General features: G+C 41.3%; 11 protein-coding genes and 1 tRNA gene. All 12 read right to left on the bottom strand.

All coding sequences use genetic code 11. From position 1 onward, the window contains the following. Positions 1-358: 358 nt before the first annotated feature. Positions 359-435: transfer RNA gene (locus DXC23_RS12080), tRNA-Arg, on the bottom strand. 47 nt (positions 436-482) lie between these two features. Beyond that, complete coding sequence (abc-f, locus tag DXC23_RS12075) at positions 483-2,381, bottom strand: ribosomal protection-like ABC-F family protein (protein ID WP_117706767.1); 1,899 nt, start codon at positions 2,379-2,381, stop codon at positions 483-485. Between the two features lie 41 nt (positions 2,382-2,422). Next, positions 2,423-2,800: a DUF5658 family protein gene (locus DXC23_RS12070; protein ID WP_117706765.1), complete on the bottom strand. Its 378-nt coding sequence runs from the start codon at positions 2,798-2,800 to the stop codon at positions 2,423-2,425. Positions 2,801-2,846: 46 nt separating this feature from the next. Then, a complete protein-coding gene (locus DXC23_RS12065) occupies positions 2,847-4,292 on the bottom strand; it encodes a TrkH family potassium uptake protein (RefSeq protein WP_117706763.1) in 1,446 nt (481 codons plus the stop codon). A 12-nt stretch (positions 4,293-4,304) separates the two neighbouring features. After that, positions 4,305-5,660, bottom strand: a complete 1,356-nt coding sequence (gene trkA, locus DXC23_RS12060) for a Trk system potassium transporter TrkA (protein WP_117706762.1) — start codon at positions 5,658-5,660, stop codon at positions 4,305-4,307. 166 nt (positions 5,661-5,826) lie between these two features. Next, positions 5,827-7,596 (bottom strand): glycosyltransferase family 39 protein, encoded by a 1,770-nt coding sequence (locus DXC23_RS12055; RefSeq protein WP_117706759.1) that lies wholly within the window; start codon positions 7,594-7,596, stop codon positions 5,827-5,829. 20 nt (positions 7,597-7,616) lie between these two features. Continuing rightward, on the bottom strand, positions 7,617-9,176 hold the full coding sequence (locus DXC23_RS12050; RefSeq protein WP_117706757.1) for an NAD(P)/FAD-dependent oxidoreductase: 1,560 nt from the start codon (positions 9,174-9,176) through the stop codon (positions 7,617-7,619). 27 nt (positions 9,177-9,203) lie between these two features. Continuing rightward, the gene (locus DXC23_RS12045) at positions 9,204-9,701 is read right to left on the bottom strand and encodes a GtrA family protein (protein ID WP_117706755.1); all 498 of its coding nucleotides are present in this window, start codon (positions 9,699-9,701) and stop codon (positions 9,204-9,206) included. Positions 9,702-9,882: 181 nt separating this feature from the next. After that, positions 9,883-10,344, bottom strand: coding sequence for an SsrA-binding protein SmpB (gene smpB, locus DXC23_RS12040; protein WP_022235212.1), 462 nt, complete (start codon positions 10,342-10,344; stop codon positions 9,883-9,885). Continuing rightward, the gene (recR, locus tag DXC23_RS12035; protein ID WP_117706753.1) at positions 10,344-10,946 is read right to left on the bottom strand and encodes a recombination mediator RecR; all 603 of its coding nucleotides are present in this window, start codon (positions 10,944-10,946) and stop codon (positions 10,344-10,346) included. Before recR ends, smpB begins: the two co-directional genes overlap by 1 nt. A 2-nt stretch (positions 10,947-10,948) precedes the next feature. Then, positions 10,949-11,299 (bottom strand): YbaB/EbfC family nucleoid-associated protein, encoded by a 351-nt coding sequence (locus DXC23_RS12030; protein WP_117706751.1) that lies wholly within the window; start codon positions 11,297-11,299, stop codon positions 10,949-10,951. Between the two features lie 27 nt (positions 11,300-11,326). Further along, the gene (gene dnaX / locus DXC23_RS12025) at positions 11,327-13,006 is read right to left on the bottom strand and encodes a DNA polymerase III subunit gamma/tau (RefSeq protein ID WP_117706749.1); all 1,680 of its coding nucleotides are present in this window, start codon (positions 13,004-13,006) and stop codon (positions 11,327-11,329) included. Between the last annotated feature and the right edge of the window lie 55 nt (positions 13,007-13,061).

Below are 13,061 nucleotides of genomic sequence, written 5' to 3'. Positions count from 1 at the left end.
GCCTACTGCGGCTTGTTCACAGTCAAACTTTCATCAACGCTCCTCCCTAAAAACAGTCCACCGGACTGTTTTCTTTACGGTCGGCTTCAAATCCCTTAGATTTCTTTGTGTTACAAAAAAGCAAAAGACACCACAACTATGGTGTCTTTTATTTTTTTGCCCACCCGAAGTACTTTTTGCGTTTTTTCTACTTTCCACCTCGCCTACTGCGGCTTGTTCACAGTCAAACTTTCATCAACGCTCCTCCCTAAAAACAGTCCACCGGACTGTTTTCTTTACGGTCGGCTTCAAATCCCTTAGATTTCTTTGTGTTACAAAAAAGCAAAAGACACCACAACTATGGTGTCTTTTATTTTTTTGGCCCACCCGAAGGGATTTGAACCCCCACTCTCCAGAATCGGAATCTGTTGCGTTATCCAATTGCGCCACGGATGGATATAAGCCGCATTTTTCATACGGCTGTTTTTTATTATCAAATACAATCAATCAGAGAGTTCTTCCCAAATTGCGTACTGCTCTTCCTGCTCGTTTTGGAGATCCTCAAGCTTTTTGGTAAGTTCAATCAGCTTTTCGTAATCTGCCGCTACATCTTCGCTTGAAAGCAACTCCTGAGTTTGAGCAATCTCTTCGTCAAGTCTTTCAATAGCCTCTTCTGCCTTTTTAAGTCTTGTCTGTCTTTTTCGCTCCTCGCTCTGTCTTTGCTTTTGCAGGAAATAATCATTCTGCGGTTTTTCTTTCTTTACCGCAACCTCTGCTTTAGCCTCTGTCTGCTCTGTTCTTATATGCTCAACATAATAATCATAGTTGCCGAGATATTCGGTTATACCGTTTTTATCGAGCACAAGCACTCTGTCGGCAAGTTTATTGATAAAGTAACGGTCATGACTGATTATAAGCAAAGTGCCGCTATAATCGGCAAGCGTTTTTTCAAGTTCTTCTCTTGATGCTGAGTCAAGGTGGTTTGTCGGCTCGTCAAGCAAAAGGAAATTACTGCCCTTGAGCATAAGTTTTGCAAGAGAAATTCTTGCTCTTTCGCCGCCGCTCATCTTTGAAAGCGGTTTAAACACCTCGTCCCCTCTGAAAAGGAATGAGGCAAGCGCACTTCTTACCTCGGTTTGCGTCATTTGTGGGAAAGTATCCCATATTTCGTCTACGGCTGTATTCTCCAAATTGAGATTTTGCTGTAACTGGTCAAAATATCCCACAGTAACATTTGTGCCATATTCATATTCGCCTGTATCTTGCGGACATTTTCCTGTCAAAATTCTAAACAGGGTTGTTTTTCCGCAACCGTTTCCGCCGAGGATAAACACCTTTTCGCCCTTTCTGATATGTATGTTTACATCAGAAAACAGCTTTTTATCACCAAAGGCTTTAGAAAGATTACTGCACATCAAAACATCGTTGCCGCTCTCAATCTTCGGAGTAAAGTGCATTTTAACGGTATCAAGCTCGCTTTCGGGTTTAACAAGCTGAGCCTTTATGCGGTCTGCCTCTTTCTGCTTGCTTGCGGCGGTGATAAAGTTTCTCTCTCTGCCCCAGCGCTTTTGCTGTTCAACAATGCCTTCGATTCGCTTTATCTCGCTCAAGTCATTCTCATATTTATTCTTTAAAGACTCGTTATATGCCTCTTTTTTCTTAATAAATTCGGAATACGAACCCTTGTAGCACATTGTTTTGCAATGCTCAAGTTCAATCGTCTTATTCGTTACATTATCAAGAAAATATCGGTCATGGCTAATGATTATCATTGCGCCCTTAAAATCACGCAAAAAGCTCTCAAGCCAATTTACTGCGCTTATATCAAGGTGGTTTGTCGGCTCATCGAGCAAAAGAAAATTGCTCTTAGAAAGCAACAGCTTTGCAAGGCTGAGTTTTGAGCGCTGACCGCCGCTTAAATTACCGACAGGCATATCAAGCTCGGATTCCATAAATCCAAGTCCGAGCAATGCCGAGCGTGTGCGGCTTTTGTATGTAAGTCCGCCGAGCCTTTCAAACTCGTCAATAAGCCTTGTCTGTCGCTCTACAAGCGCATTTAGGTCGCCGTCCTTATTTTCTATTGCGTTAGTTACCTCGGCTATCTCCTGCTCCATATCGGTGAGATAATCAAACACCGACAAAAGCTCGTTATAGATGCTTATTCTCGGATTGTTGCAGGCGTGCTGTTCCATATAGCCGACAACGGTATCCTTTGCAAATACAACATTGCCCGAGGTAGGTGAAATTTCACCGTCCAATATTTTAAAGAGAGTTGTTTTGCCCACGCCGTTTGCACCGATAAAGCCGATTTTATCTCTCGACTCCACTTCAAACGATACATCGGTAAACAGGTTTCTCTCTATAAATGTCATTGTAAGATTACTTACTGATAAAGCGGGCAAAAACAACACCTCCATTTTTACTCATACTTTATTATTTTACATTAAAATACGAAAAAGAGCAATACAAAATTGAAAATATGCCAAAGATTTACGAGCATGTATATAGAAATGCCCACATACAGCATTATGTTTATTACACGACTGTCGCCTGCATTTGCCCATTTATTCACCAGACAGCACACCAAAATGACCGCAAGAGGAATCACTCCTTTAATTATGACGGTTTGCCAAAAATTATTCAGTACAGGCTGCATTACAGGATTTGCCTCTGCAAAACATCCGCTTGCAAGCAAAGCCTCGGTGCATATCCAATCTGTAATATTTAAAAAATACAGAAAAAATATTTTCTGATAAAATGTAAATTTTATCCTTTTTTGCTTTGCTGTCTTTTGGGCGGCTATGTTAATTGCCTCTGACATTAAAAAATCACCTCACAACTATTATTTGCTGTGAGGTGGTTAAATATTACGATTTTTTCCATGCAGACGGTGCAAAAAGGAGCAAGAGCGGGTAAATCTCAAGTCTGCCTGCCAGCATATCGAAAATAAATACTATCTTTGACAAAATGCTGAAATCGGCATAATTTCCTACAGGGCCAACAGCACCAAGGCCCGGGCCCGTATTGTTAAGATTTGCCGCTACCGCCGTAAAACTTGTTGTAAAGTCCATATTGTCTATGGAAACAAGCAAAAAGCTAATGGCAAACACACCTATATAAAGCACCAAATACATTGAAGTGGTACGCATAATATCGTGATTTACTGCCTTGCCGTCCATTTTTACGAGTTTAACATTTCGTGGGTGTACAAGGAGAGAAAATTCCTTTCTTACCTCCTTAAAAAGCAGGATAATACGGGAAATTTTAAATCCGCCGCCCGTACTGCCTGCCGACGCACCTATGAATGTAAGAATTATAATAATGGTTTTGGAAAGTTCAGGCCATTTGTTCACATCTGTAAGTCCAAAACCTGTTGTTGAAATAATAGAGGTCACATAGAAAAAGCTCTGATGAAAAGCGTCATACGGCTTGTAAATAGAGCTGATATTAAACGCAATAATTGCAGTTGAAACCGCTACTATTCCGAGGTATATCCACAATTCCTCAAATTTAAGCGACTGCTTAAATTTTCTTGCGATAAGGCAAAGATAAACTGAGAAATTCACACCGAACAAAAGCATAAATACAGCGATTACCATTTGCACATAGTAGCTGTCAAAAGCCGCTGCGTTGCTGTTGTAAATACCGAAACCGCCTGTACCTGCGGTTGAAAAGCTCGTGTTTATCGCCTCAAATACATTAAGTCCGCCAAACAATAGCAAAATAAACTCAAGTGCGGTAAGAGTAATATAAATGCCGTAGAGCATAGTGGCATAATTTCTCATTCGTGGCACTGCCTTGCCGATAATCGGACCGGGGCTTTCTGCTTTCATAAGAAAAATATTCTGCTGTCCGCCGAGTTTAGGGATTATTGCGAGCAAAAAGACGATAACACCCATACCGCCTAACCAGTGAAGAAAACTTCTCCACATAAGCATACCTTTGCTAAGCGCCTCTACATCATTGAGAATTGTTGCGCCGGTTGTAGTGATGCCCGATACGGTTTCGTAAAAAGCATCTATAAAAGACGGGATTTCTCCGCTAAGCCAAAACGGCATACAGCCTACAAGCGAAAGCAAAATCCAACTAAGCGCCGTTGATGCAAAACCTGCTTTTTGGTAAAGCACCATATTTTTAGGCTTTTTAACCTTTATAGCAAGTACACCGAGTATTGCGCTTACAACACCGGTAAGCACAAAATACCACGCCTCTTTTTCACCGTAAATTAAAGATGTAATTGTGCCTATCTGCATTGCAACGGCATCAACTATAAGCACCCAACCCAAAATATAAATAATACTTCGTTTATTCATAGTTATTTAACCTCAATGCTTTAAAATATCATCAAGGTCGCTAAGGCCTTTATGCTTAGTAATTACAACTACGGTATCGTCACACATAATTTTATCGCTGCCTTGCGGAAGTATAATTTTTCCGTGACGATTAATGCTGATAACCTGCAAGTTATCTTTTAAATTAAGTTCCTGCAAAGGAATACCCGTTACTCTTGATGTACTGCGCACTCTGAATTCAAGCGCCTCTACAGCGTCATCATTGAGTTTGTACAATGTTTCTACATTACTGCCGAGTGAATTCTGCATTGCACGGATATAACTTGCAATATACTCGCCCGTAAGATTTTTAGGGTGAATAATTGTTTTTATTTTCAAGCCGTGAAGAATAGAGTCAAAAGAAGTATTATTTACCTTAGTAATAACCTTTGCCTTTGACACGCTCTGAATATAAAGAGAAATAAGGATATTCTCTTCATCATAGTCCATAAGTGCAGCCACACCGTCGGCGTGTTCAACACCTTCGCTTAAGAGAAGATCCTGATCCATACAGTCACCTTGAATAACAACGGCCTCGGGAAGTATGTTTGTAAGTTCCCAACAGCGATCAGAATTTTTTTCAATAATTTTTACGCTTGCACCCGAAGCAATAAGGTTTTTTGCAAGATAGAACGAAATCTTACCTCCACCAAGCAAAATCACATCTCGGCTTTTACCGATTGATACGCTGATACGCTTAAAGAATTTTGCCGCCACATCGGCCTTTGACGCAACAGAAATTCTGTCACCACCAAGCAGCACAAAGTCACCGTTAGGAATAAATACCTCGTCACCTCTTTCGACAAGGCAAATTCTGACTTTACCTTTTAAAATATCAATCTGGCTTATCTTTTTATTCGCTATTGAAGAATTCTCGGGAAGAGCGACTTTTATAAGTTCAACCGAGCCTCTGGAAAAAGTGTCGATTTCAAGAGCACCCGAAAATCTGAGAAGTCTGCTCATTTCTTTTGCCGCCGTAAGCTCCGGATTGATAGACATTGAAAGACCGAGAGTATCTTTAACACGGTGAATATCCGCCGCATATTGCGGATTTCTTACTCTTGCTATAGTGTGTGTTGTACCCGCAGCTTTTGCCATAAGGCAGGTATAAAGATTTACTTCATCGAGAGCCGCCGCCGCAATAACAAGGTCAGCCTTTTCCGCCCCTGCCTCCGCAAGCACCTCATACGATGCACCGTTACCCTCTATTCCCATAACATCAAGGGAATTAGAAAGATTTTGCACAGCGTTGCGGTCAATATCCACTACAACAATGTCGTGCCCCTCCGCATTAAGCTGGGACGCTATAGATGTGCCGACTTTACCGCATCCGACAATTACTATCCTCATATTATTACCTCATAAAATTAATTGGACAAAATATGTCAATTATAATTCTAACTAATCATACACCAATTAAATATGAAAATCAATACATACTCGGTAAAATCTCTGTTTATTGAAGTTACAAATCCGTTACAAATCAAAAAGCCCTCAAAAGAGAGCTTTTATACTGTTACGGCATTCCTACTATATAATAAACAAGTACAGAAGAAACGCTGAATACCGTTACAAGAGTGTAAATTGCTCCTCTTGCAACAGATTTATATTTTTTGTCTGAAGCTTTGCCTAAACACTGCACCGCAAGTCCCGTAAAGAATGCTCCGAGTATTATAAGCGGTACTGCATATCTTATGTTTTCTGTACATACAAATGGGAATTGGAAACAGAAAATATAATATGATACAAAGAATACTGCATATATCAAAGCAATAAATATTTTATGCGCATTGTTAAGGGCTGAATTTTTCCTTTTACAAAAAGCATAAATCATTGCCGCAAATCCGAATATTCCGATAATAACCGCAGACCAGAACAAAATAATGTTAAACCCTGCAATTTTCGGATAATTGTTTGTATTTATAAGTTCGTCAAACATTGATGTCTTGAACAATGCCACAAGCGGGTTGTACTCATTATATGACGCACCGTAGGTGACAAACTGATCGCCTACATTTGCATACTGATTTAAACCGAAGTCAAACAGTCTTTTTGCATACGGCAAATTTCCGATATACTGGTCGCTTGTAATTGAAAGTGCCGGCACATAGGTAAGCGGTACTCCGAATTTCAAAAGATTTCTTACCTGCCACCACAGTGCAAGAGGTGCACACACAACGCCAAAGCACAGAAATTGAACGAGGTACTTTTTAAAGTCCTTTAAATTCTTAAAGAAAACATATAAAAATACAAACGCAATTGCAGGTGCTACCATCCATACGGAAAGCTTTGTCATCATTCCCAAGCCAACACAAAGAGAAATTGCCATAATTCTCGGGAAAGTCGGATTTTTATACCAATAAAGCGTATTTAAAACAGCCGCAAGCATAAAGGCAATCGAAAGAATATCGTTGTTTACGCTGCCTGCCATTATGTAGAAAGTGGGGCAGAAAGCCACTATTGCGACTGCACATACAAGACCTCTGCCTTTCAAACCCAATTGTCTGAAAATCTTATATGAAAGGACCATACAGATTGATGAATAGAAAAGTGTGAGAATCTGCACATTTTCGCCCGCAGCATAGTAATCTATACCTAAAAATGTCTGCAAACGCATCCATAATGCCGCTATAATATGGTGGAACGGAGGATGATAGAACTGCCAGTAATTTCTTACATCAAAATCAGGCAGATTAAAGTTTTCGTAAAAATATCTTATATATCCGCAATGACCTATTTCCATATCGAAATTTCCGACATCGTGTTGTCTTACCGAAATATCGGTATAAAGCACATAGGCAAGCCTTAACACAAAGCCGAGTGCAAAAATTACAACCACAAAAGCCTTATCCGTCAGTCTGTCTGTACAGGCAAGGTAAATAAGCACAAGCGCCGACACAAGCAAACCGTAATTCAGAATATGAAAAGCCGTTGAGCCTTTCATAAGTATTATTAAAAACAGCCCTATCGCACCTGCAAATGAGGCGACAGACATAAACAAAGCCATCTTTTTTCTGCTGTCGTCATCGATTGTGTTTTTTGAACTGAAATAAATTCCGACAGGAACTCCCGCAAATAATACAACGAGCATAGGAACAATCGCAAATATCGGCAAAAGACTTCCGAATGATGTGCTCGTTGTAATAAACGTGCTTGCAAGGCACAATATTGCAACCGCAATGTACGGATGTGAAGTTACAAATTTTATAAAACCGTTGCAAGGATGATTTTCCCTTTTTACAAGGCTGTGCTCATCCTGCACCAAATGGTTAGGTTTAAATTCCATCAGATTACCTCCAAAACCGATTACTTTGTTTCGTGGTATTCTTTTTCGGTATTTACATTCCAAATTGTGCCCTTGTCTGTTTTGCCTGCCTTTATAGCCTCAGCGGCACGAATAGCGGTAAGCATAGAGTGGTCCATATTATTGTAACGATGCTGACCGTTTCTGCCGACGCAGTAAAGGTTTGTGTATGTATCAAGATACTTGATAAGCTCGTCCATTTGAGCATAAGTATCAAAATAAGCGGGATAAGCCTTTTTGATTTTCTCACGGTGAGAGTCGAGAACTTCGCTTGAACTGATAACGCCCATTGATTCAAGTTCTTTTGTAGCAAGCTTAATGCACTCTTCATCGCTTAAATTCCAGAAATCGTCTCCCTCGGCGCAGAAATATTCAAGTCCGATCCATACTGTATTTTCCGGGTCTTCCACCATATACGGCGACCAGTTGTTGAAAATCTGAATTCTGCCGAGTTTTACGCTGGTTTCCTGAACATAAATCCAGCAATCGGGTACGATATTGTTAAGAGTTTTCATCTTGGTTTCATTCTTAAGGTTAAGTTTATTAACAAGAAGTCCGACCGTAACAAAATCTCTGTAAGGAAGATTCTCTGCAATATACTTAATCTCCTTTGAAGGCTCATCGCCTGTCATACCTGCAACAAGGTCTTTAACAGGCATTGACGATACAAAAATATCGCCCTCAATAGTCCTTTCGCCTTCGGGAGTATTGCAAATAACGGCTGTAATCTTGCCGTCTTTGCATACAATATTCTTTACACTATGATTTTTAAGAAGTTTTGCGCCTCTTTCAATCGCTCTGTCGGTTGCAATCTCCCAAAGCTGTCCCGGACCGTACTTTGGGTACCAGAACTGCTCAATAAGCGAGGTTTCCACCTCTTTTGATGATTTTTTGCCGCCGAATGCCTTTGAGAACATATCCTTTAATACGGCTCTGATTGAAAGTCCCTTTACACGCTGTGAACCCCAGTCTGCCGAAATCTCGCTTGGGTGTCTGCCCCACAGCTTTTCTGTATAGCCCTCAAAAAACATTGAATAAAGTACCTTACCGAAACGGTTAATGTAGAAATTCTCAAGAGAATCTTCGGGCTTTTTGAACATTACGGATTTAAGATAGCTGAAACCTGCTTTCATTGTGGTGAGAAAGCCCATATTTTTAATTGTTGCCGCCGACATTGTAACGGGGTAATCAAAGAAGTGCTTGTTATAGTAAATTCTTGAAACTCTGTCACGCACAAGAATAACCTTGTCGTCCTTTTCGGGGTCAGGGCCGTTTTCAACCAGCGGCTTTTCTCTGCCGAGAATTTTATCGTCAAAAGACGGCTTGCCCTGTACAGGCATAAGCTCGCTCCACCAATTCATTACCTCGTCGCTCTTTGAGAAAAAGCGGTGACCGCCGATGTCCATACGGTTGCCGTTGTAGCGTACCGTTTGAGAAATACCGCCTATACGCTCTGTTTCCTCAAGAATTGTAACATCATATTCGCCTTTTGTATCCTTTAAAAGCTCATTTGCCGCTGTGATACCTGCAGGGCCCGCTCCGATAATAATTACTTTTTTCATTATATTTCCTCTCTATCTGTAACAAAATTATTTTTTGCTCTTATCAAATAAAATAAATTTTCTGCCGCAGAAGTTCCATAAAAATACAACTACAGTAGAAACTATCTTGCCGATGTGGTAATACTGAATACCCCAAAGCCAGAAATACTTTGTTTCGCCGTTTACCACAGCAGATTCACCGCCAAACACAAGACCTGTCGCAAGCGGATTTTGGAAAAGCCAGATAATTGCGGCATTAATTCCGAGACCGATTACACCGATAAGTGCAAAGGCAAGAAATTCCGCAAATCTGTTTTTTATTTTTGAATTTTTAAATATCCAAAATGTACTGAGCAGGTAGTTTACCACAAGTCCGGCAATGAATGAAATTGTCGACGATACAACAGGGTAAACCGAGAACACCTCGGTTAATAATGTCATTACGCCAAAATCAACAACAAAGGCAAAACCGCCTACAAAGCAATACCTGAAAAACTGAATAAAAGTATTGTCGGTATCACCGACAAACAGGTTTTTAAACTTCATAAATAGTTCCTTTCACAACGCAATAACGCTGTATTTTTACGCACTAAGCTATTTATATTATTTTAATTCAAATAGCGCAAAAAGTCAACGATTTGTGTTATTTTTATACAGTTTTGTCGCAAAAATAAATACCGTTACAGAAAAACTGCAACGGTATGTTAATTGTGTAGATTTTTTAGAATTAAAATCTGTTTTGCTCCTTAATGGCACGCTCCATATCTCGTTTTGCAGAGCGTTTTGCCATATCCTCTCTCTTATCGTAAAGTTTTTTACCTTTGCACAGACCCACCTGCACTTTAACCTTGCTGTCTTTAAAATAAAGACTTATCGGTATAAGCGAATAGCCCGTCTGTTTTACAATACCAAAGAGGCGGTTGATTTCTTTTTTGTGCATAAGCAGTTTGCGCACACGCATTGGGTCACGATTAAAAATATTGCCGTGGTCATAGGGAGAAATATGCATTCCGTTTATGAAAATTTCGCCCTCAACTATAGAGCACCAACTGTCCTTAAGGTTTACTCTGCCTGCACGGATTGATTTTACCTCTGTTCCGCAAAGCTCAATGCCTGCCTCAAAAGATTCTTCAATAAAATAATCGTGATGTGCCTTTTTGTTCTGCGCTACTGTTTTTAATGAAGCCATTATATTTCACTCCTGCCTTCAAGAGCCTTTGCAAGTGTGTATTCGTCTGCATATTCAAGGTCGCCGCCGACAGGAATACCATAGGCAAGCCTTGTAACCTTTACGCCGAGCGGCTTTAACAGCTTAGAAATATAAAGTGCTGTTGCGTCGCCCTCAACGGTAGGGTTCGTTGCCATAATGACCTCTTTAACATCATCACCGCTAAATCTTGCCAAAAGCTGTTTTATGGTAATGTTGTCAGGGCCGATTCCGTTAAGCGGAGAAATTGAGCCATGCAAAACATGGTACACACCCTTGTACTCGTGTGTTTTTTCGATTGCTGAGGCGTCACGGGGAGTTTCTACCACACAAATCACTGACTTATCCCTTGTCGGGTTTGCACATACAGGGCAGAGCTCTTTGTCCGTAAGGTTACAACACTCTGCGCAATAGTGAATTTTTGTGTGAGCATCGGTTACAGCCTTTGCAAGTGCCTCTGCATCTGTTTTTGACAGATTAAGCACATAATACGCAAGCCTTTGCGCTGTTTTGTGGCCGATACCGGGCATTCTTTCAAACTGCTCCACCAATACTTCAAGCGGAGCTACATTATATTCAGGCATTATCAGAACATTCCCGGAATGTTAAGTCCGCCTGAAATAGTTTCCATTGTGTCTTCCTTTTCCTTATGAGCAGCTCTTAAAGCCTCGTTTGCAGCTGCAATAATAAGGTCAGAAAGCATTTCTACATCTTCAGGGTCTACAACATCAGGAGAAATCTCTACCTTTGAAAGTTCCATCTTACCTGTAACTGTTACGCTTACTGCGCCGCCGCCCGAAGTAGCTGAATACTCTTTTGCCTCAAGCTCCTGTGATGCCTGCTCCATATCGTCCTGTAACTTCTGTGCCTGACGAGCGAGCTGCTGAATATTGTTTGCGCCGCCGTTGCCGTAGCCCTTTGGTAATCTTGCTTTCATATTAAAAACATCCTTTCAATTTACAAATTATTCTTGTGTTATTTTCACTCCGCTGCCCTCAAGGCTTTGCACCAAAGAGTTTAGCGGATCTGTTTTTTCTTCTTTTTTAGGTGTTGACCTTTTGTAAGGTCCAAGACTGTAATTTTTGCCCGTCAGCTCTAAAAGTGCCGACTTAATCTCTGCTCTTCTGCCGTTTTGCCTAAGCAAATCAAAAGCAAGCTCATTGTTTGTGTCAATCAAAAGATAGTTTCCGCTTTCATATGCGGTTGATCCTGCAAACGCTGCGGCTATTGACCTTGAAACCGACCTTAAGCTGTTTACCACCTCTACCCACCTTGTAAAGGGTACTGCGTTGTCGTAAAGCTCATCAAGATTTACGCTTGCTCTCTGCACAACAGGTTTAACCTCCGGTGCAGGCTTTGCAACAGGTGCTTTCTTGTGCTCCGGTTCGGGTTTTGCAAACGGTTCTTCAACTTCGGTCTGTGTATTCGGTACACTTGCCGATTGCGCAACTTCCGCCTGTACGCTCTGCTGTGCAGGCTGTGCGTAATTTACGGTAATTCCACGCTTTACCGCTTTTTCAAGTGCAGTAACTCTTGCGGTCAATGCCTCTACCGTGCCGTCAAGTTCGGTTGCCGACAGCTTTACAAGAGCCATCTCAAGCTCTGTTCTGTCGCCTGTTCCCCTGCCCATTCGCTGATATGCCCTTGAAAGCACATCCATATAGAAAACTATATCTGCAAGCGAAAGATAATCCGACTGCGTAACCGCCTGCTCAAACTCATCGTCCGACATTATCAGAATATCTCTCGGATTTTTGATTGTTTTAATAAGCATCAATGCTCTGAAATGTTCAACAAGTTCATCACAAAGCCTTGCCATATCCTTTGACTCGGAATACAGCCTGTCTATTATCTCAAGCGACTTTGTGGGATTCTTGTTAATTATAGCCGTTGCAAGTTCAAAAAGATATGTTTTGCTTACAAGTCCCGCTGCATTGCGGACTACTTCCTCATCAATATGAGAACTTACGGCAAGACAACTGTCCAAAAGCGAAAGTGCGTCACGAAGTGCGCCGTCTGCAACAGATGCAAGCATAAGCGCCGCCGACTCGGTAATCTCTGCATTTTCCTGCGAAACCACATACTCTACTCTGTCTGCTATCGCCTTAGGCGGTATTCTGTGAAAATCAAATCGCTGACATCTTGAACGGATTGTCTGCGGCAGCTTGTGAACCTCGGTAGTGGCAAGTATAAAAATTACATGCTCGGGCGGTTCTTCAAGCGTTTTAAGAAGAGCGTTAAAAGCCTCTGTGGTAAGCATATGTACCTCATCGACAATATACACCCTGTATTTGCACTTTGCGGGCTTAAACTGTACCTCGTCAATTATCTGACGAATATCATCAATTTTACGGTTAGATGCGGCGTCCATCTCGACAATATCAAGAATACTTCCGTCATCAATGCCCTTGCAGATTTCACATTCGCCGCAAGGATTGCCGTTTTGCGGATTAAGACAGTTTACAGCCTTGGCAAGAATTTTTGCGCAGGTGGTTTTGCCTGTTCCTCGTGAGCCTGTAAAGAGGTAAGCGTGGTTAAGTCTGCCGGACGAAACCTCGTTTTGCAAAGTCGAGGTAATATGCTCCTGTCCCGAAACATCGGTAAACACGGCAGGTCGCCACTTGCGGTAAAGCACACGGTACATACAAAACACCTCTCTTCAATAAAAAATGCAAGCCGTCAGCCGAATATTATACGGC

The organism is Eubacterium sp. OM08-24, assembly GCF_003438075.1.
Taxonomy (GTDB): domain Bacteria; phylum Bacillota; class Clostridia; order Oscillospirales; family Acutalibacteraceae; genus Ruminococcoides.
Note: the sequence above shows the minus strand (reverse complement) of the source record. Positions and strands in the feature narration are given on the sequence as shown.